Annotated in this window: 17 protein-coding genes; 15 read left to right on the forward strand and 2 right to left on the reverse strand. The window is 52.4% G+C overall.

Annotated features, from left to right (window positions below; genetic code table 11):
* Positions 1 to 6: 6 nt before the first annotated feature.
* The 10 genes from atpA (at position 7) to KNP79_RS06970 (ending at position 9,997) form a co-directional block, all read left to right on the forward strand.
* A complete protein-coding gene (gene atpA, locus KNP79_RS06925; protein ID WP_029594689.1) occupies positions 7 to 1,515 on the forward strand; it encodes a F0F1 ATP synthase subunit alpha in 1,509 nt (502 codons plus the stop codon).
* 36 nt (positions 1,516 to 1,551) lie between these two features.
* Entirely contained in the window at positions 1,552 to 2,409 is an 858-nt protein-coding gene (gene atpG / locus KNP79_RS06930) for an ATP synthase F1 subunit gamma (protein ID WP_021066139.1), read from the forward strand.
* A gap of 34 nt (positions 2,410 to 2,443) precedes the next feature.
* The gene (gene atpD, locus KNP79_RS06935; RefSeq protein WP_021066140.1) at positions 2,444 to 3,862 is read left to right on the forward strand and encodes a F0F1 ATP synthase subunit beta; all 1,419 of its coding nucleotides are present in this window, start codon (positions 2,444 to 2,446) and stop codon (positions 3,860 to 3,862) included.
* Positions 3,863 to 3,890: 28 nt separating this feature from the next.
* Entirely contained in the window at positions 3,891 to 4,301 is a 411-nt protein-coding gene (locus KNP79_RS06940) for a F0F1 ATP synthase subunit epsilon (protein WP_021066141.1), read from the forward strand.
* Between the two features lie 174 nt (positions 4,302 to 4,475).
* Positions 4,476 to 5,672 carry an EAL and HDOD domain-containing protein gene (locus KNP79_RS06945; protein ID WP_214792219.1) on the forward strand — a complete coding sequence of 399 codons (1,197 nt, stop codon included), beginning with the start codon at positions 4,476 to 4,478 and terminating at the stop codon, positions 5,670 to 5,672.
* A 198-nt stretch (positions 5,673 to 5,870) separates the two neighbouring features.
* Positions 5,871 to 6,089, forward strand: a complete 219-nt coding sequence (locus tag KNP79_RS06950) for a DUF1146 family protein (RefSeq protein WP_021066143.1) — start codon at positions 5,871 to 5,873, stop codon at positions 6,087 to 6,089.
* 244 nt (positions 6,090 to 6,333) lie between these two features.
* Positions 6,334 to 7,635 (forward strand): UDP-N-acetylglucosamine 1-carboxyvinyltransferase, encoded by a 1,302-nt coding sequence (gene murA, locus KNP79_RS06955; protein WP_029594691.1) that lies wholly within the window; start codon positions 6,334 to 6,336, stop codon positions 7,633 to 7,635.
* Positions 7,636 to 7,712: 77 nt separating this feature from the next.
* Positions 7,713 to 8,699: a rod shape-determining protein gene (mreB, locus tag KNP79_RS06960; protein ID WP_021066145.1), complete on the forward strand. Its 987-nt coding sequence runs from the start codon at positions 7,713 to 7,715 to the stop codon at positions 8,697 to 8,699.
* Between the two features lie 102 nt (positions 8,700 to 8,801).
* Positions 8,802 to 9,215: a DUF4275 family protein gene (locus KNP79_RS06965; protein WP_215191682.1), complete on the forward strand. Its 414-nt coding sequence runs from the start codon at positions 8,802 to 8,804 to the stop codon at positions 9,213 to 9,215.
* 20 nt (positions 9,216 to 9,235) lie between these two features.
* The gene (locus KNP79_RS06970) at positions 9,236 to 9,997 is read left to right on the forward strand and encodes an SDR family oxidoreductase (RefSeq protein ID WP_215191683.1); all 762 of its coding nucleotides are present in this window, start codon (positions 9,236 to 9,238) and stop codon (positions 9,995 to 9,997) included.
* 338 nt (positions 9,998 to 10,335) lie between these two features.
* Here the strand turns inward: KNP79_RS06970 and KNP79_RS06975 are convergent, their stop codons facing one another.
* Both KNP79_RS06975 and KNP79_RS06980 read right to left on the reverse strand, forming a co-directional pair.
* Positions 10,336 to 11,115 carry a response regulator gene (locus KNP79_RS06975; RefSeq protein WP_215191685.1) on the reverse strand — a complete coding sequence of 260 codons (780 nt, stop codon included), beginning with the start codon at positions 11,113 to 11,115 and terminating at the stop codon, positions 10,336 to 10,338.
* Positions 11,096 to 12,907, reverse strand: a complete 1,812-nt coding sequence (locus KNP79_RS06980) for a sensor histidine kinase (RefSeq protein ID WP_215191687.1) — start codon at positions 12,905 to 12,907, stop codon at positions 11,096 to 11,098. Before KNP79_RS06980 ends, KNP79_RS06975 begins: the two co-directional genes overlap by 20 nt.
* A 181-nt stretch (positions 12,908 to 13,088) precedes the next feature.
* Between KNP79_RS06980 and KNP79_RS06985 the strand changes: the two genes are divergently transcribed.
* The 5 genes from KNP79_RS06985 to KNP79_RS07005 all read left to right on the forward strand — a co-directional run bounded on the left by KNP79_RS06985 (position 13,089) and on the right by KNP79_RS07005 (position 19,396).
* On the forward strand, positions 13,089 to 15,020 hold the full coding sequence (locus tag KNP79_RS06985) for a sensor histidine kinase (RefSeq protein ID WP_215191689.1): 1,932 nt from the start codon (positions 13,089 to 13,091) through the stop codon (positions 15,018 to 15,020).
* 121 nt (positions 15,021 to 15,141) lie between these two features.
* Positions 15,142 to 15,915, forward strand: a complete 774-nt coding sequence (locus tag KNP79_RS06990; protein ID WP_215191692.1) for a flagellar hook-basal body protein — start codon at positions 15,142 to 15,144, stop codon at positions 15,913 to 15,915.
* A gap of 11 nt (positions 15,916 to 15,926) precedes the next feature.
* Positions 15,927 to 16,706, forward strand: coding sequence for a flagellar hook-basal body protein (locus KNP79_RS06995; RefSeq protein WP_215191694.1), 780 nt, complete (start codon positions 15,927 to 15,929; stop codon positions 16,704 to 16,706).
* Between the two features lie 102 nt (positions 16,707 to 16,808).
* Entirely contained in the window at positions 16,809 to 17,807 is a 999-nt protein-coding gene (locus KNP79_RS07000) for a LacI family DNA-binding transcriptional regulator (protein ID WP_215191695.1), read from the forward strand.
* Positions 17,808 to 17,971: 164 nt separating this feature from the next.
* Positions 17,972 to 19,396, forward strand: coding sequence for a PTS transporter subunit EIIC (locus KNP79_RS07005; RefSeq protein WP_215191697.1), 1,425 nt, complete (start codon positions 17,972 to 17,974; stop codon positions 19,394 to 19,396).
* The last annotated feature ends 5 nt before the right edge of the window (positions 19,397 to 19,401 follow it).

Below are 19,401 nucleotides of genomic sequence, written 5' to 3' on the forward strand. Positions count from 1 at the left end.
AATTCAATGACGATTAAAGCTGAAGAAATCAGCGCCCTGCTAAAAGAGCGGATCGCTTCGTACGGTTCTGAAATCGAAGTCAGTGAGACAGGTACAGTCATTCAAGTAGGTGACGGTATCGCTCGTGCATACGGACTCGATAACGTTATGGCGGGGGAACTCGTAGAGTTCTCTAACGGCGTAATGGGCTTGGCGCAAAACTTAGAAGAAGGTAACGTCGGGATTATCATCCTTGGCGACTACAAAGGCATCAAAGAAGGCGACTCGGTAAAACGTACGGGCCGCATCATGGAAGTTCCAGTCGGTGAAGCGCTCCTCGGACGCGTCGTCAACCCGCTCGGACAACCAATCGACGGTCTCGGACCGATCGTGACGGACACATACAACCCGATCGAGCGTAAAGCTTACGGCGTTATGGCCCGTAAGTCAGTTCACGAACCGCTCCAAACTGGGATTAAGGCGATTGACGCCCTCGTACCAATCGGTCGCGGTCAGCGTGAGCTCATCATCGGTGACCGTCAAACTGGTAAGACTTCGATCGCAATCGACGCGATCATCAACCAAAAAGAAGAAAACATGGTCTGTATCTACGTCGCAATCGGTCAGAAAGAATCGACTGTCCGTGGCGTAGTTGAGACGCTCCGTCAAAACGGCGCCCTCGATTACACGATCGTTGTTTCGGCATCGGCTTCACAGCCAGCCCCACTTCTTTACCTCGCACCATTCGCTGGGGTATCGATGGGTGAGTACTTCATGGACCGCGGACAACACGTCCTCGTCGTGTATGATGACCTCTCGAAACAAGCGGCAGCTTATCGTGAGCTCTCGCTTCTTCTCCGTCGTCCTCCAGGCCGCGAAGCCTACCCAGGGGATGTCTTCTACCTCCACTCACGCCTTCTTGAGCGTGCGGCGAAGTTGAACGACGAACTCGGCGGCGGTTCATTGACAGCACTTCCGTTCATCGAGACACAAGCGTCGGATATCTCGGCTTACATCCCGACGAACGTAATCTCGATCACAGACGGTCAAATCTTCCTTCAGTCGGACCTCTTCTTCTCAGGGGTACGTCCTGCGATCAACGCCGGTCTCTCGGTATCGCGTGTTGGTGGTTCGGCTCAAGTGAAAGCGATGAAGAAAGTTGCGGGTACGCTCCGTCTTGACCTCGCGTCATACCGTGAGCTCGAAGCGTTCGCCCAGTTCGGGTCGGACCTCGACAAAGCGACACAAGCGAAGCTCAACCGTGGACAACGGACTGTTGAAGTCTTGAAACAAGACTTGAACGCACCGCTTTCGGTCGACAAGCAAGTAATCATCATCTACGCTCTCACGAAAGGTCATCTCGATGACGTCCCAGTCGAAGACATCCGTCGTTTCGAAAAAGAAATGAACGCATGGCTCGACCAAAACCGTGCGGACCTCTGCCGTGAAATCCGTCAAACAGGAAACCTTCCTGCTGACGAGGCGATGGTCGATGCACTTACGGAATTCAAAAAGACGTTCTCGCCATCGGTTTAATCCGGTGACGAGCGTCTATTAAGGTGGTGAATCGAAATGGCATCATTACGTGAGATCCAGATGCGGATCACCTCGACCCAAAGCACGAAGCAAATCACGAAAGCGATGAACATGGTGTCGGCCTCGAAATTGAACCGCGCTCAAGGGAGCAACGCCAACTTCAAGCCGTACATGACCAAGTTGCAGGAAGTCATCTCGTCGATTGCCGGCGGTACTTCAGGCGCAACACACCCGATGCTTCAAGTCCGTCCCGTTAAACGGACCGGCTATATCGTCATCACGTCAGACCGCGGACTTGCTGGTGGATACAACGCCAGCGTCCTTCGTGACGTGTATCGCGAGTTGAAAGCCAAACACGGTTCAACAGACGAATACCGTCTGTACGTGATCGGGAAGGTCGGCGTTCAGTTCTTCAAGGCCCGTAACATTCCGGTGTACAGTGCCATGACAGGACTCAACGACCAGCCATCATTCGTTGAAGTCGCAGAGATCGTCAAACAGACGGTCGGCGCGTTCAGTGAAGGCGAGATCGATGAATTGAAGCTTTGCTACAACTCATTCATCTCTGTCATCAGCCAAGAAGTGAAGATCGATCGATTGCTTCCGCTTGGGAATATCGAACAGACCGCATCTAATGTGATGTATGAATACGAACCAGAAGAAGAAACGATCTTAGCAGCGCTTCTTCCGCGTTACGCGGAAGGACTCATCTACGGCGCGCTCCTCGATGCGAAAGTATCGGAGCACGCGGCTCGGATGACGGCGATGTCGAACGCGACGGACAACGCGGATGAACTTATCCGTGGACTCAAGCTCAAGTTCAACCGCGCGCGTCAAGCGGCGATCACACAAGAAATCACAGAGATTGTCGGAGGTGCGGCTGCGCTTGAATAAGCGCACGCCCTCTAGATTGTAGGAGGCTAACACGATGAACGAATACGGCATGAAAGGCCGCGTAGTCGCAGTCATGGGCCCAGTTATCGACGTTAAGTTCGACAACCACTTACCGAACATCTACAACGCCCTCAAAGTCACGCATGTGGCTGAATCGGCGCAAGATGTCAGTGTCGACTTGACGCTCGAGGTGGCGATTCACCTTGGGGATGACACGGTCCGTACGATTGCGATGGACTCAACGGACGGCGTTCGCCGCGGCATGGAAGTACTTGACTTAGGTTCACCGATTTCAGTACCGGTCGGAGAAGAGACGCTCGGTCGTGTCTTCAACGTACTTGGTAACCCGATTGACGATAAAGAAGTATCACCGACTGTCCGTCGGTCACCGATCCACCGTCTCGCACCGACGTTCGATGAGTTGTCGACAAAAGTTGAGATCTTGGAAACAGGGATCAAAGTCGTCGACCTTCTCGCACCTTACATCAAAGGTGGTAAAATCGGCCTCTTCGGTGGTGCCGGTGTAGGTAAAACCGTTCTCATCCAGGAACTTATCAACAACATCGCGCAAGAGCACAGCGGGATTTCTGTATTCGCAGGAGTCGGCGAGCGTACGCGTGAAGGAAATGACTTGTTCCACGAGATGACGGACTCAGGCGTTATCAAGCAAACGGCGATGGTCTTCGGTCAGATGAACGAGCCGCCGGGCGCGCGTCTTCGCGTAGCCTTGACGGGTCTTACAATGGCAGAATACTTCCGCGATGAGCAAGGACAAGACGTTCTTCTCTTCGTCGATAACATTTTCCGTTTCACACAGGCAGGTTCGGAAGTATCGGCCCTTCTCGGTCGGATGCCATCTGCCGTAGGTTACCAGCCGACACTCGCGACGGAAATGGGTATGCTTCAAGAGCGGATCACGTCAACAGCTAAAGGATCGGTTACATCGATTCAAGCCGTATACGTACCAGCCGATGACTATACTGACCCGGCTCCAGCGACAACGTTCGCTCACCTTGATGCAACGACTAACTTGGAGCGTCGTCTTTCGGAGATGGGGATTTACCCAGCCGTTGACCCGCTCGCATCGACTTCACGTGCCCTCTCGCCTGACATCGTCGGACCAGAGCACTACGAAGTAGCCCGTAACGTCCAGCAGACGCTTCAACGTTACAAAGAGCTTCAAGATATCATCGCAATCCTCGGTATGGACGAGTTGTCTGAAGACGATAAGCTCACGGTTCACCGTGCACGTCGTATTCAGTTCTTCTTGTCACAAAACTTCCACGTGGCTGAGCAGTTCACAGGCCAAAAAGGTTCGTACGTACCAGTTAAAGAGACAGTCCGCGGCTTCAAAGAGATCCTCGATGGTAAACACGATGATCTTCCAGAAGATGCATTCCGTCTCGTTGGTCCAATCGAAGACGTCATCGAAAAAGCGAAGACGTTGGTCTAAGACCTACACGGAAGGGGGAAACTAGACGATGAATACTCTTCACGTCAACGTCGTCACCCCGGATGGTGCAGCCTATGAGGGCGAGGCACGGATGGTCGTCGCAAAATCGGTGACTGGTGAACTCGGTATCTTACCGAAACACATCCCGATGGTGACACCGCTCGACATCTCAGTTCTCAAACTGCGCCACGAAGATGGTGGACGCACGCTGATCGCACTCAGCGGCGGTTTCATGGAAGTTCGTCCCGACACGGTGACGATCTTAGCTGAAACAGCCGAAATGGCGGATAAAATCGACTACGACCGCGCTTCTGCGGCGAAAGTTCGTGCCGAGCGTCGTCTCCAAGACACGAAGCTCTCGGACCTCGAATTCCGTCGCGCGGAGCTCGCGCTCAAAAAAGCGATCAACCGCTTGAGCATTCGCGATATCAAAGAATGACCAACATCTCTCCTGCAGCCGCAGGGGAGATTTTTTTGTGTCTAGACCGAATGGATTACGTTCCTTCTATATATATAGGTCAAAAGCATCAGAAGTTTCACGCCCAAATAGTGGAAGGGAGGGGCGCCTTATCCGATAATATAGGTGGGAACTACGGTAAAGGAGCTAAAGGGAATGAAAGTTTATGTTGCGCGCCAACCGATCTTTGATCAGAAATTACGCGTCTGTGGCTATGAACTGTTATATCGCCGCAGCGAGAAAAATATATTTGAACACGTCGATGACGCACTCGCGACCGCCGACGTGATTCATAACGCCTATCTCGTCTTCAACTTTCGGGAGTTGACGGAAGGGACGCGGGCGTTCATCAACTTTCCGCAAAATTTGATTGAGAGCGAAGTGCCGGCTTTGTTGCCACGACAGACACTCGTCGTCGAAGTGCTCGAACACGTCGAGCCGACAGAGAAAGTGTTGGCCGCTTTGCGCTCCTTGCGCCGGAAAGGTTATACGATCGCCCTCGACGACTTCGTGTTCGAAGAGAAGTATCGACCGCTCATCGGGCTCGCCGATATCATTAAAATCGATTATCAAGCAACGCCGATCGACCAACAGAAGCGGTTGATCGATGCGCTCGGGCATCGCGTCGAATTTTTAGCGGAAAAGATTGAGACGCCGTTTGAATATGAGATCGCCAAAAAACTCGGCTATCACATGTTCCAAGGCTATTTCTTCAGCCGGCCGACGGTCGTCCACGGTGCCGAGGTTCATCCGCTCCGGCATACGCTCGTCGAAGTGTTGAAAGAGCTCGACAAGCCAGAGCCGAACTTCCGCCGCATCGCGAGCCAAATCGAACGCAGTGTGGATTTGTCGTATAAGATGTTGCGTTCGGTCAACACGGTCTATCAGAAAGGTCGTCATACGATTCAATCGATTGAGCAGGCCGTCGCACGAATCGGTCTCGATGAGATGCGACGCTGGTCGTACTTGATGCTGCTTCGGGAGCTGCAGACGTCCGAATCGAAAGAATTGATTAAACAGAGTGTGATCCGGGGCAAGATGATGGAGCTGATCGCTGCCGAGACGTTGCCGCAAGTGACGGCGTTCGATGCGTTCATCACCGGGATTTTCTCGTCGCTCGATGTGATTTTGGATGAGGAGATGCAGACGCTCGTCTCGGAGTTGCCGGTCGAACCAATCGTCAAGGCAGCGCTCCTCGGAGAAGACAACGAGTTGCGGGGTTTACTCGACACGGTCCTCGCCTACGAGCAGTTGACCGTGCCTGTCGAGGAGACAGCGCCTGACTTGTCACGTTACTATGTCGAGGCGATTCGATGGAGCCAAACCTATGATGGCGAAGTGAATAATGTTTGAAATGTTGAAGGGACGTCAATTACTGTACTAAGGCCATGCGCCGATTGACGTTCCTTTTTGTATGCGGTTTATGGAGAGAAAGCGAGTTGATCGGATGAACCCATTCCACCACTCACTTAAACGCTAAGTCTTTTTTTCTCTGACGTGACATGCTATGATTAAAAATGGTACGAATTTTTGAAAAGAGGGGAATCGTCGATGTTGAACACCGTGTTATCGCTCGTCATTTACGTCGTAGCGATCTACGTCGCTTGGTGGGCACTCATGCCGGTCAAATGGGACCGCTTGCTCAATCAAGTGAGGAGTCCGCAAGCAGCAGTCTTGCGTGTCCTCGTGGCCGTCGTCTTCGGTTCACTGATCGCCCAGTTCTTTTTGGAGTATATCCGATTGGCCCAGGCGCTCGCACCATTACAGTAGGCAGGGAAACGATTACTAAACTGTAATCCTGCTGTAACGTTTCTTATATGTTTATCGTGTAGGATAAATTCGTCTGACATGACGAATTTTTCATCAGAATTTCATGAGTGCTTTTATTATTATTTTTCTCTCTGATGAAGCGTCACGTGTTACAAACCATCGTAGTAATCGACATAACCACATCCGGTAGCGGATATCGACGTATAAAACAAAAAAACAACGAAGTTGGAGGACAAAGAGAGATATGAAGGATTTGATTGTAGTCCGTGGAGGACGTAAATTGTCAGGTACTGTGCGTGTTGAAGGAGCTAAAAACGCCGTACTCAAAACATTGGTTGCCACTCTTTTAGCAAGCGAAGGAAAGTCGGTACTTCAAAACGTGCCACGCCTCGCTGATGTGTACACGATTAACAAAGTACTTCGCCACCTCGGTGCAGAGGTTGCGTTTGACGAAGCGAATAACGAAGTCACTGTCGATGCGTCGGGCACAATCAAAGACGAGGCGCCGCTTGAGTACGTCCGCAAGATGCGTGCCTCGATCCTTGTCATGGGTCCTCTCCTTGCTCGTCTTGGGCATGCGCGTGTCGCAATGCCAGGCGGTTGCTCGATCGGGTCACGTCCGATTGACCTCCACTTAAAAGGCTTCGAGGCAATGGGCGCGAAGACGGTCATCGGCAACGGTTTCGTCGAAGCTTCGGTCGACGGTCGCTTGAAAGGTGCGAAGATCTACTTGGACTTCCCATCTGTCGGCGCGACAGAGAACATCATGATGGCGGCAGTCCTTGCTGAAGGAACAACGGTCATCGAAAACGTCGCCAAAGAACCTGAAATCGTCGACCTTGCCAACTTCTTGAACGGTATGGGCGCACACGTCCGCGGTGCCGGTACAGAAACGATTCGAATCGAAGGCGTGGAGAAACTCCATGGTGCCGAGCATTCAATCATCCCTGACCGCATCGAAGCCGGTACGTTCCTCGTTGCTGGAGCGATCACAGGTGGCGACATCGAAGTCATCGGCGCTGAGCGCGAGCACCTTCGCCCACTCATCTCGAAGATGGAAGAAATGGGCGTCAAGTTCGAGGATACGTCAGAAGGCATGCGTGTCATCGCACCGGATGTGTTGAAGCCGGTCGACGTGAAGACGATGCCACACCCTGGTTTCCCGACTGACATCCAAGCACAAATGATGGCGCTCGTCTTGAAAGCTGGCGGCACATCGGTCATCACCGAAACAGTGTTCGAGAACCGCTTCATGCACGTCGAAGAATTCCGCCGCATGAACGCAGACATTAAAATCGAAGGACGCTCGGCAATCATCAAAGGCGGCGTTCGCCTCCAAGGTGCTGAAGTCGTCTCGACTGACCTTCGTGCCGGAGCAGCCCTCGTCCTCGCGGGACTCATCGCGGACGAAGAGACACGCGTTGGCGATCTCTACCACATCGACCGTGGCTACGTCGACTTCCACAAGAAATTGCAAGCGCTTGGTGCTGATATCGAGCGGATTCAAGGGAACGTCGAAGTTGCCGAAGAAATGGTCAAGAACTAATTAATAGACTCATAGGAGCGAGGAGAGACTCTTCTCGCTCTTTTCAATGAAGTAACGAACGGAGGAACCTACACACCATGTTTTCAAAAGATATCGGGATTGATTTAGGAACAGCAAACGTCGTCATCCACGTCAAAGGTCGAGGCATCGTCCTCGACGAGCCATCCGTCGTTGCTATCAAGCGTTCGACAGGGAAAGTACTCGCTGTCGGAACGGAAGCGTATCAGATGGTCGGACGTACGCCAGGTGACATCGTCGCCATCCGTCCACTCCGTGATGGGGTCATCGCTGACTTCGCGACAACCGAAGAGATGCTTCGCCATTTCGTCGAGAAGATCCAAGTCCGCGGTTTCTTTGGCGGCATCCGCATGCTCATCTGTACACCGGCAAACGTGACACCGGTTGAAGCGAAAGCGATCCGTGAGGCGGCCGAGAAGGCCGGCGCGAAAGAAGTCTTCCTCGCCGTAGAACCGAAGGCAGCAGCGGTCGGTTCGGGCATGGACATCTGGAAGCCGGTCGGCCATATGATCGTCGACATCGGTGGCGGGACGACAGACGTTGCCATCCTCTCGATGGGCGATATCGTCTGCGGTGAAACGATTAAAATCGCCGGGGACCGTTTCGATACGGACATCCTCCGCGCCATCAAGGACAAGCATAAGCTCGTCATCGGTGAGCGGACGGCCGAGCAAATCAAGAAAGAGATTGCGACGGTCTTCCCAGGGGGACGTAACGAGACGATGGATATTCGCGGTCGTGACATGGTGCGTGGGCTTCCGCGTACGGTAACGATTACGTCGGAAGAACTCCGTGAAGCGATGGCCGAATCGGCGAATGAAATCGTCGAAGCGACGAAGCGCGTCCTCGAACAGACGCCTCCGGAACTTGCGGCCGATATCATCGACCGCGGCATCATCATGACAGGTGGCGGCTCGCTCCTCCACGGCATCGACCAGCTCGTGGCCGAGCGTGTCGGGTTGCCCGTCATGATCGCCGAAGAGCCGACGCTCAGCGTCGCACACGGCACGGGCATCATGCTCGAGCATTTAGATCGTTTGAAGTAATACGAGATAGAGGTACGACGTCTGCAGGCGTCGTGCCTTTTTTTGCGTTCAAGACTGTCCGAATTTCCTGTAAATGGATAGACTAAAGGGGGAGGGGTGCAGATGAATCCATTGATTGAGCGATTGACGGCGAAAGGGGTCGAGGTCACAGAGGTTGAAGAACGGGGCCAAGAAGCGCGTCAGACATGGGTGGCACACTTCATACGACCAGAACAGCCGACACGGCTTTCTCCTTATTTGTGGGAGGATATCGTGGCAAGGACTGACAGCTGTCTCGTCGGAACGGCTGCTGATCACGCGTTCGAACGGGCCGGAAAGTGGAAAGCGATCCTCTTTTTTCAACACTCGAACGATGTGCTCGAGCTCGATTTGACGCAAGCAAAACCACTCACTAGGAGAGACTTGATTGTCGAGACCATGGACTACGCGGATATCTATATCGTCGACCCGGCTTATACGTGGACGTATGTCATCCCGCACGAAGCGGACTGGGGACCGTATTTTCTCACCAATTAAGGAGTAAAGGGGATGATTGAATGACACGACCACTCACACTCATTACCGGTGTCAGCCGGACGCAAGGCATCGGGGCGGCCATCGCGCGAAAACTGGCTATGGCAGGCCACGACTTGTATATGACGCACTGGAGCCCGTTTGACGGCACGGAAGGCGTCGGAGCGGAACCCGACTTCATCGACGGCTTTGTCGACGAATTACGGGCCTCAGGCGCCCGCGTCGCACACGAGGCGTATGATTTGTCGTCTGGAGACGCAGAAGGGCTGCTCGACCGCGTCGAAGCGGCGCTCGGTACTCCGAGCCGTCTCATTAACAACGCGACGTATGAGCGGCACGTGAGTGTCGATACGTTCTCGACCGAGACGCTCCGTCGCCATTATCTCGTCAATAACGAAGGAACGCTCGGCCTGACGTTCGCCTTCATCGAGCGATACAAACGAGCGGGGCATACGGACGGACGCATCTTGTTCATGGTGTCCGGGGGCGCGGATGCGTCCAACCTGGCCTATATCGCCACGAAAGGCATGCTGATCGCCATCACGCCGGCACTGGCCAATGGGGTCGGGCAGTACGGAATCTCTGTGAACGCGCTCGACCCGGGTCCGACCGATTCGGGTTGGATTGATGACGCGCTCCGTGAGCAGCTCGTACCGCTATTCCCGCATAGACGCGTCGGCACACCTGAGGACACGGCCCGCTATATCGCGTTCCTCATGGGGCCGGACGGGGCGTGGGTCAACGGACAACATCTTCACGTCGATGGCGGCTTCGTCGGCCGTTAAAAAGAGCTTGTCCCATAGGTCGGGACAAGCTCGGGTTGTGAACGAACCGATTCGCCAAACAGCGAGTTGGTTCGTTTTGAATGGGGGCGACGATGTATAGTTGCCGTCTCTTGTGTTCAATGATCGTTATGTGAATGAAGAGCGATAGACATGAAAAACGGCCGCCTGAAGGCGACCGTTCGCGTTGCTCGTCAAAGGCGCCCCGACTCCGACAGGAAAACAATCCGACGGAGACCCAGCAGCGACGTGAGTCGCGATGCGGCTCCGGGATTGCCTGCGGAAAGCGTGGGCGCCGAAAGGATGAGCGTATAAGATGATGTTGGTCGACAAGCTCTTTTTCAATGCCACGTATAGTCTTTGTCGACGAAGAGACGGGCGTTCAAATCTGCTTGTGGGAACGGTTTGTGCTTCGCGTCCAGCCAATCATGGTAATCGCATAGACAGACGTCGTCCAAGTGAAGCGAGTAGCCGTTATTGATCGTCTGGACCGAGATGCTCAAATCGTACTCGGCGAGCGTCTTCTTCAACCGATAGACGAGATTATAGACGTTGTGGAGCGCACGTTGCGGCTCGTCGATGTCCGGGTACAGCGTCTCGGCGATCAGCCACTTGTTGACGACTTTATCGCGATGGTAAATCAAGTAGGCGAACAGCTCCTCGGTCTTCTGTGTCGGCCATTTGACGAGGTCGCCGTCTTGCGTCTTGACCGAGAAGTGGTCGAGACATTGAATCGTACACGTCCGGTGATGCTCGATTGATAGTGTCTCCGCGTATCGCTTCGAGACGCGTGGAATCAAATCGTGAATCATCTGTTCGGTAATCGGCTTGAGCAGATAGTGCGTCGCCTGCAGGTTGAACGCATCGACCGCGTATTGGCTGTGCGCCGTCGTGAAGACGACTTGTGTCGTCTCGGGAAGGCGCTTGGCGAAATCGAGGCCGTTCATTTGGGGCATCTCGATATCGAGGAAGACAAGATCGACTTCCTGGTTTGCTAAAAATTCAAGCGCTTGGAACGGATCGTGGAACGACCCCATCCATTTCAAATTCGGTTCGGCTTGGATGAGGCGCTCCATCATCTTTAAAATATGGTGTTCATCTTCAATCAAAATCGTGCGCATGTTGCTCGTTCATCCTCTCTCGTTTTGGGAGTCGGATATGCACATGCGTGCCGACTCCTGGTTCAGAATTTAATTTAAATGTGGCGCCAGGCAAGAAGTCGATCCGATTCTTGACGTTCGAGATGCCGATTCCAGTCGATCGTCTCACGTGCGGACTCGGGTTGAAGCCAATCCCGTTGTCGGCAATCCGGATATCGATCGCATCATCTGAGGACTGGATCGACAACATGAGCCGTTTGATGCCTGATTGTTTCATCAACCCATGCTGGACCGCGTTCTCGACGAGCGGTTGCAATAACAGCGGTGGAATCGAGGCGTTGAGGACGGATTCGTCGATATCTTTCGTGATGGTGAACGCATCATTGAAACGAGTCTGCTCAATCATCAAATACGAGTCGATGACGTCGAGTTCTTGCTTGAGCGAGATGTCGTTCTCGGTGCGCCCGTTCTCGAAGATGAAGCGGACATATGTGCTCAAATGACTGAGCAAACGTGCCGCCTCGGTCGGTGCCGTGTAACAGAGGGCGATGACGTTACCGAACGTGTTATACAAGAAGTGCGGTTTGATTTGCGCGTTGAAGAACGAAATCTCACTTTGGTTGGCGAACGTCTGCACCTCACGCTTTTGCCGTTTATCCGTCGACAAGTGAATCGGGAGCAACGTGAACATGAGCAGGAAGTAAATGAGCGACATGACGCTCGTATACAGTTCTTGGTTCGGGTGGTCAATCAGAACGTTGATCAACTGGCCGACATAGCCGATGATGAGTGAAATCGTGAACACGAGAAATTCGAACGGATAGCCGTCGTTTTTTCGTTCGAACAGCCAATTGATGTTCAGCCCGGTCCAGAAGAACGTGATGAACAAGACATACACCCAAGGGAATTGGTCGAACGTCGCGTGCGCACCTTCTGGCAGCACCAAGGCAATCAGACTGAACGCATAGAACGGGTAGGACGCGTACTTCAAAAAGTGTCGAAACGGGACGCGTTCGAGACGTAACGCAAAGTTGATTAACATCGCGACACTCAGTAATGCCGTAATCAAATTTAATTTATGGGCCAAAACGTAAGACATCATAGGGACGATTTCGAATACGATCATTTGATCATTCGTCATAAGCGAAACGCTGACGAGGAAAAAGAAAGCAGCCCCATATAAATAGAGCGATTCCTTACGATGGAACAGCCAAACGATTGCGTAGAATGAAAAAATGAGGAGCGAGATGAGGATAATCACGAACTCATAACTGAAGTATTGATTATGATAGGTCATCATATTGCTCGTTGGACCGATGAGCAGGCTATCGGAAATTCCAGTCGAGAGCTCATTCGTCTCAGCCGTTTGAATCGTCAGACGGAACGTCGGGGTATGCGTATCCAGAAGAACGAGGTAGGCATGCCGAAGGTCTTCATCTGTCGATGCGTAGACGGGTGAAACAGCTTCTCCATCAATGAGAAGGTTGACATGTGGGTGGTTACGCGGCACACGCAAAGCGTATTGTCCGGGAGGTAGTGAAATGTCAGCTTCATAAGTAGCCATCTTGTGTGGTGTCACATGCGGGAGTTGTCGATAAGACTCGCGGTCGACTCGCTCGAGCAGGCTCGATTGAAAGCGCCACGTTCCATCGAGACGCATGAGTTGTTCGGTCACACGAGAATCGGTCAAATCGGCCGTTCCTTGTGTGACGGTGACTGAATCGTCGATCGTCTGTCCGCGCGTCAAGGCGAAGCCGCCAACGAGCGCGAAGAAGACCATCAACACGACCAGCCCAATCGGTTTAGGGGTCATCTGCATATTCCCTTCGTGGTTTGTGAGTTTCTTGTGAGAAACGAACGATATACTGACACTAATCGTTCACATATTAACGTGACGAATGTTTTCTTATCGTACACGAAACTGACTTTTTTGAATAGCCGAACATACTGACCTATCCAATCCGATCAATTCCCGATATGAAAGAAGGCCACATATGAAACGCTGGATCGAACAACGAATTAGCCGCCAAGTCCTCACTGTGTTTTATGTATTGATCGCCTTAATCACATTGACGTCACTCGGCACATACTTTTATACCCAACAGGCGATCCGCGAAACGACAGTCGAGCTCGAACGGATCAGTGAACAACGATCGCGGGCGACCGATTTGTTTGAGACATGGCAGTCGATGCAATACGAGATGCGCGGTCACGTCTTGCTCGGAGAAGACGCGTTGCTAGCGGAAGTCAAGCAAGCCCAAGACCGAATCGACGACCAGACGAGCTGGTTCGAACAAAACGCTGCGACGAACGAAGAGACGACGTTCGCGGAAGAGGCACGCCTATTGTTCACAATCTATACATCTCGCGTCATGCCCGGACTTGAGCGTTACGTTGTCGCCAAAGCAAACGGAGAGGTCGATGAGCCGTTCTTACAGATGGCGACTGTCGGCCAACTCATGCCGAGCAACGCATCATCGAATCAGACGCGATTCAAATTGAATTCAAATAGTGCGGCCGATATGAGCGCGAGCATCGTCGATATGGAATCGGTGTTCACGGACTATCGGTCTGAGCTCGATTATCAAGAGACGGGCCTGCGTGAGCAACTATCCGAACAGCTCGCGAAAGCCCAATGGATGTGGCTGCTCATTCTACTCGGAGCTTTGTTTGTTCTGTTCATCAGCTTGCAACCGTATATCGTACGCTTAACGAGACAGCTCGAGGCGCTCATCACGAACAGTGAACGGCTCGCGGTCGACCCGCACGCCACGCTCATTCCAATCAAACCGCTCCAAAACGAGGTCGGTCAACTGTCGAAATCATTCACGGAGATGTCGAGCTCGTTGATTCACCAGCACGACGAACTCGAGAAAGAGCGCGAGAAGACGGCCCGGATTCTCCATACGATGCGCGACGCGATCGTCTTTGTCGAGGTGGACACAAATCAACGCTTCGCCAACGAGGCGCTGTTCGAACTGTATGAGCAACCGTTCCCGTTCGGCGACCGTCAGAGCCTGTATCCGATTGACGCGTTTTACGAGCCGTTCATGGACCAAATCGATGATCAGGACGATCTCAATCGCTTCACACACCGGGCGAAAAACTGTGGGATCTTCGATGAAACGTTTACGTATTCGATGCAAGGGGGAAGACGTATCATACGGATGTACGCCGAACCGATTGAACTGCAGGACGAACGTTTCGGCGTGATGTTTGTGTCACGGGACATTACGAAAGAGATTGAGATTGACCGCTTGAAGACGGAACTCGTCGCGACGGTGTCTCATGAACTTCGGACCCCGCTCACATCGATTCTCGGTTTTACCGAACTGCTTGAACATCGTCACGTCGACGAAGAGAAGCGGAAACGCTACTTGAGCATGATACACAGTGAGACGACCCGGCTCGAGCGGCTCGTCAGCAACTTGCTCGATGTTCAGAAGATGGAGGCCGGTAAAGCGGAGCAAGACTTCAAAGTCGAGAGTTTGTTCGAACTGTTGTCGGACGTTCTTGAGATTCATGCCGGATCGACCGAGTTGCATGCGTTCCATTTCGATTGTGATGAAACGCTCCGTGTCTCAGGAGACCCGGCGCAACTGCGCCAAGTGTTCTCAAATATCTTGAACAACGCCATTAAATATTCACCCGACGGCGGCAATATCGCCGTCAACGTCTCGTGCGAGGACGATGTCATCCGGATCGCCATCGAAGACGAAGGCATGGGTGTGGCACCCGCAGATGCCGAACGACTGTTTGATAAGTTTTACCGTGTCCAGAACGAGCAGAGTCGCAATATTGGAGGCACCGGCCTCGGACTCGCGATCTGTAAAGAGATCATCGAATCGCACGGCGGGACAATCAGTGTCCGTTCGGAACTTGGGAACGGGACGACGATGATGGTCGAACTCCCGATCGTCGCTTGATGCAAAACCACTTCATCATCGTGAAGTGGTTTTTTTAGTTTTTTTCAAAAAACGGTGAATGAAACATTCATTTGGTACGATATACAGAGTGAAGACTTTGAACGATGAAAGGAAGACGACCATGCTACGCGGATTATATACGGCGGCGGGCGCGATGAACGCGCTCCAGCGCCAACAAGAGATTTTGAGCAATAACCTCGGTAACGTCCGGACACCAGGATTCAAGGCGTCCAACGGCGTCGTTCGCTCGTTCCCGGAAATGTTGCTCGCCCAAGTGAGCCACCCTGGGAATGCGCGCTCACGCGTCCAAGGTGAAGTTGGCACGTTATCGACAGGTGTCTACCTTCAAGAGACGATGCCTCGATTCTCGAGCGGGAGCATCTCGGAGACGGGCAGCCCGACCGACGTATATATGAAGGTGCCGGCTGACGCGACGGGTGCCGCCATGTTCGCCGTCGAACAGAACGGCGAGGCGCTCTATACGACGAATGGACGGTTCGCGGTCGACGAGGAGCGTTTTTTACGCTCGGCGGATGGCGGATATATCCTCTCTGACGCAGGCGAGCGCATCCAGCTGCCATCAAGTGAGTTCACATTGTCAGGCGACGGACAAATCACGTCGCTCGGCGAGAATGTGGCGACACTCGGTGCCGTCCAAGTTAATGACTTAGCGACGCTCGAACAGGTCGGGAACGATTACCGGGTCAACGGAGACGCACCGCCAGCAGCGAACGTCCAATTCCAACAAGGATTCATCGAAGAGGCGAACGTCGACCTCGATCGGACGATGGCCGATTTGATGACGACGTACCGTCAGTTCGAGGCGAACCAAAAAGTCGTCCAAGCGTATGACAAGAGTGCCGAGCGGGCCATTGAGATCGCTCGGATTCGTTAAGGAGGAAGCCCATGCAATCGATCTATAACTCGGTCTCGTCGCTCACCCAGCTTCAGCGTCAACTTGACGTGACGGGCCATAACATCGCCAACGTCGACACGGCCGGCTATAAGCGGGAACAGACCCACTTCGCCTCGCTCTTGTCGCAGGCGTACGACAATCAACCGCGTGCCGAGCTTGAAGTCGGACGTGACACCCCGAATGGGATTCGCATCGGCGTTGGCGGCCACGTCGCTGACATCAGTCAACAGTTCAATATCGGCCAAATCCGGAAGACGGACCGTGGCCTTGATGTGTTCTTGAAAGCGAGCCGCCAGTTCTTCGCCGTCGAGACAGAGAACGGTGTCGGATTGACCCGGAGCGGGAACATGCAGCTGTCGGTCGGTGATACGACGACGCTCGTCGACGTGAACGGGAATGCCCTCCTTGGTGCGGACGGCAATCCGATCGTCATGCCGAACGAGGCGACGGCGCACCGCGTCCGTCAAGACGGGATGGTCGTCGCCAGCGTGAACGGGGTCGAGCAAGAGTTCGGCCGTCTCGATATCGTCGAGGTGCGTAACACGTCGGCGCTCCGCCAACTCGGTGACAACGTCTATGCTGCCGACTTGGCGGTGGACGTCGATCGTCCGCTCGGCAATCTGTTGATTGAAGGCACGCTCGAATCGTCGAACGTCGATTTGACGAAAGAGATGACCGACATGACGATCACACAGCGCGCGTATCAGATGAATTCACGGGCGTTGTCGATGAGTGATCAGATGATGGGACTCGTCACGTCACTCCGTTAATCACAGACCGTTCTTCCTCGGAAGGGCGGTTTTTGTTTTATAGAATTTCGAGTACACTAGAACAAAAGCGGTTGAAGCGATGCGAGGGAGAAAGATATCGACATGGAGAAATCACGTCTTACGATTACAGACATTGCCGAGCAGGCGGGAGTGGCCAAAAGTACAGTTTCTCGTTATTTAAACGGTGGACAAGTCAGTAAGAAGACAAAAGCAAAAATAAAACAAGTCATCGATGCGACTAATTATGAACCGAACACGTTTGCCCAAAGTTTGAAAGCAAAACGGACTCGGATGATTGGCGTCGTCGCTCCGACACTAGATTCTCTTGTCACATCCGCTGTGTTGATGGCGATTGAACGAGAGTTGAAACGACAAGGCTATTTCATGCTGATTGTAAGCACATCAAAGCAAATTGAGGAAGAAATCGAGGCGTTGGAACAATTGGCCCGTCAAAAAGTAGACGGGGTTATTTTGATTTCAACCCAAATCACCGCAGAGTTGGATGAGATGATTGCTTCGATTGATATCCCGGTGCTGATTGTGGGACAAGAAAGTTCGAGATGGAGTTCTATTGTGAACGATGACTACGAGGCGGGCTATCATATCGGTCGGTATGTCGCCGAAAGCGGTCATCGTGAGGTAGTTTATTTGGGGGTCAGTGAGGAGGATCAAGCGGTCGGCCAAAAACGAAAAGCGGGCGTGATTGAAGGATTGATGACAAAAGATGTCGCTATCCGATCATACGTCACCGATTTTACATACGAAGCTGCCTATGAGCTGTGTCAATCGCTTCTGGTCCACGATTCTTTCACGGCCGTGGTATGTGCTACTGACAACATTGCTTACGGGGTGATTCGGGCCATGCATGAAGCGGGACGATCCATCCCGAATGACTTATCCGTCACCGGATTCGGAGGCTATTACTTCTCTGAGATTTTGAATCCGCCTTTGACGACGATTCGTTATCGAAACGAGGAAGTAGGGAATCGGGCGGCTCAAGCAATGATCCGTTTGGCCTGTGGGCAAGATGTCCCGCATCTTCAAATGAGTGGATTTGATTTCATACCCGGGGCAAGCGTGAAACAAAATAAAAAAAGCTGATAACGTTTTCATTTCTCTCTTGCAAAATGAGAAGCGAAAGGATAATATAAATAACAGGAACCGGTTCCAGTTCGAAATCACGAATTGGAACCTTATTCTCGGCTAATACCGGAACCGGTTCCTGTTTTCTGATAGTTAATGAACTTATTAGAGGAGGATTAAGAATGAACGAATTAAAGTATACCCCGATGATCGGTCGATTGATTGAACTGTTGGGCGGTAAGAAAAACATTCAAGCTGCGGCCCATTGTGCGACGCGCCTTCGAATCGTGATGAAAGATGACTCGCTCGCGGATTTAAAAGCGATTGATGAACTTCCTCATGTGAAAGGATCTTTCATGGCCGGTGATCAGCTTCAAATCATTTACGGGGCAGGAACGGTGAATGATGTCTATCGTGAATTTTGTCGAGAAGCAGGGATTGAGTCGATGTCACTCGGTGACGTGAAACAAGAGTCTGCGAAAAAACAAAATCCGTTCCAACGAGGCATCAAAGCATTGTCAGACGTATTCGTCGATATCATTCCTGGCCTGCTCGCGGCTGCCTTGCTTATGGGGTTGACAGGGCTCATGAGTCAACAAGGTATATTCGGTGAACGGTCGATCATCGAGATGTATCCGGGCATAGCCGGGTTCAACCGCTTTGTCTCGATCATGTCTACTGGAATTTTCACGATTTTACCCCTGTTGGTCGTATATTCGGCGACGAAACGATTTGGCGGTAATCCTGTTTTAGGATTGGTGCTTGGGGCAATCATGTTACATCCGGACTTAGCGAACGCTTACTTGGTCGGGAATGGAACGGTCGATCCAGAAGTCATCAGCCTATTTGGTTTAAACGTTTCTCTTGTCGGGTTCCAAGGAGGAATCATCATCGCCCTCCTCATGGGTCTCGTCGTTGCCAAATTCGATCAATTCTTTAGTCGCAAAGTTCCAGATATGTTGAAATTATTCTTGGCACCGTTCTTGACGATTATCGTTTCAGGTTTCTTGTTGTTCGTCGCGGTCGGACCTTTCGGACGAGCGCTTGCGAATTTGATTACAGATGGGCTCCTTTGGTCCGTTGAGAACTTAGGGATTTTTGGATTCATGCTGTTTGCAGGAATTCAGCAAGTTGTGGTCATCACGGGTCTTCATCATGTCATCGGGGCAGTCGAGGCTCAATTGATTGCGGACACCGGACGCAATTTCATCATGCCGCTTATGTCTGTCGCATTGATGGGGCAAGGCGGGGCCGTACTTGGCTTCACGCTCGCCCTTTGGAAGAACCAGAAAGTGAAGCAGGTCGGACTGTCGGCCTTTGGCTCGACGTTGTTCGGTATTTCCGAGCCGGCCTTGTTCGGGGTGAACATTAAACATAAGTTCCCGCTCGTCACAGGATGTATCGCGGGTTCATTAGGCGGAGCCTATATTTACATCACGTCTGTCCAAGCGCTTGGCTTCGGTGCCACGGCTTTCCCTGGGTTTGCCATTATCGCGGCTGAGGGGAATGGTCATATCCATTATGTCGTAGCGAACGTTCTCGCCCTCTTGGTCGGCACGGTGCTAACGATGGCTTATATGAAAGTGAAGAAACCAATCATAGAGTAAACAGG

Source organism: Exiguobacterium sp. s7 (assembly GCF_018618195.1).
Taxonomy (GTDB): Bacteria; Bacillota; Bacilli; order Exiguobacteriales; family Exiguobacteriaceae; genus Exiguobacterium; species Exiguobacterium mexicanum_A.

Excerpts from the sequence above, each read along its gene's own strand:
- atpA (WP_029594689.1), top strand. The coding sequence starts at position 7 with ATGACGATTAAAGCTGAAGAAATCAGCGCCCTGCTAAAAGAGCGGATC.
- atpG (WP_021066139.1), top strand. The coding sequence starts at position 1,552 with ATGGCATCATTACGTGAGATCCAGATGCGGATCACCTCGACCCAAAGC.
- atpD (WP_021066140.1), top strand. The coding sequence starts at position 2,444 with ATGAACGAATACGGCATGAAAGGCCGCGTAGTCGCAGTCATGGGCCCA.
- KNP79_RS06940 (WP_021066141.1), top strand. The coding sequence starts at position 3,891 with ATGAATACTCTTCACGTCAACGTCGTCACCCCGGATGGTGCAGCCTAT.
- KNP79_RS06945 (WP_214792219.1), top strand. The coding sequence starts at position 4,476 with ATGAAAGTTTATGTTGCGCGCCAACCGATCTTTGATCAGAAATTACGC.
- KNP79_RS06950 (WP_021066143.1), top strand. The coding sequence starts at position 5,871 with ATGTTGAACACCGTGTTATCGCTCGTCATTTACGTCGTAGCGATCTAC.
- murA (WP_029594691.1), top strand. The coding sequence starts at position 6,334 with ATGAAGGATTTGATTGTAGTCCGTGGAGGACGTAAATTGTCAGGTACT.
- mreB (WP_021066145.1), top strand. The coding sequence starts at position 7,713 with ATGTTTTCAAAAGATATCGGGATTGATTTAGGAACAGCAAACGTCGTC.
- KNP79_RS06965 (WP_215191682.1), top strand. The coding sequence starts at position 8,802 with ATGAATCCATTGATTGAGCGATTGACGGCGAAAGGGGTCGAGGTCACA.
- KNP79_RS06970 (WP_215191683.1), top strand. The coding sequence starts at position 9,236 with ATGACACGACCACTCACACTCATTACCGGTGTCAGCCGGACGCAAGGC.
- KNP79_RS06975 (WP_215191685.1), bottom strand. The coding sequence starts at position 11,115 with ATGCGCACGATTTTGATTGAAGATGAACACCATATTTTAAAGATGATG.
- KNP79_RS06980 (WP_215191687.1), bottom strand. The coding sequence starts at position 12,907 with ATGACCCCTAAACCGATTGGGCTGGTCGTGTTGATGGTCTTCTTCGCG.
- KNP79_RS06985 (WP_215191689.1), top strand. The coding sequence starts at position 13,089 with ATGAAACGCTGGATCGAACAACGAATTAGCCGCCAAGTCCTCACTGTG.
- KNP79_RS06990 (WP_215191692.1), top strand. The coding sequence starts at position 15,142 with ATGCTACGCGGATTATATACGGCGGCGGGCGCGATGAACGCGCTCCAG.
- KNP79_RS06995 (WP_215191694.1), top strand. The coding sequence starts at position 15,927 with ATGCAATCGATCTATAACTCGGTCTCGTCGCTCACCCAGCTTCAGCGT.
- KNP79_RS07000 (WP_215191695.1), top strand. The coding sequence starts at position 16,809 with ATGGAGAAATCACGTCTTACGATTACAGACATTGCCGAGCAGGCGGGA.
- KNP79_RS07005 (WP_215191697.1), top strand. The coding sequence starts at position 17,972 with ATGAACGAATTAAAGTATACCCCGATGATCGGTCGATTGATTGAACTG.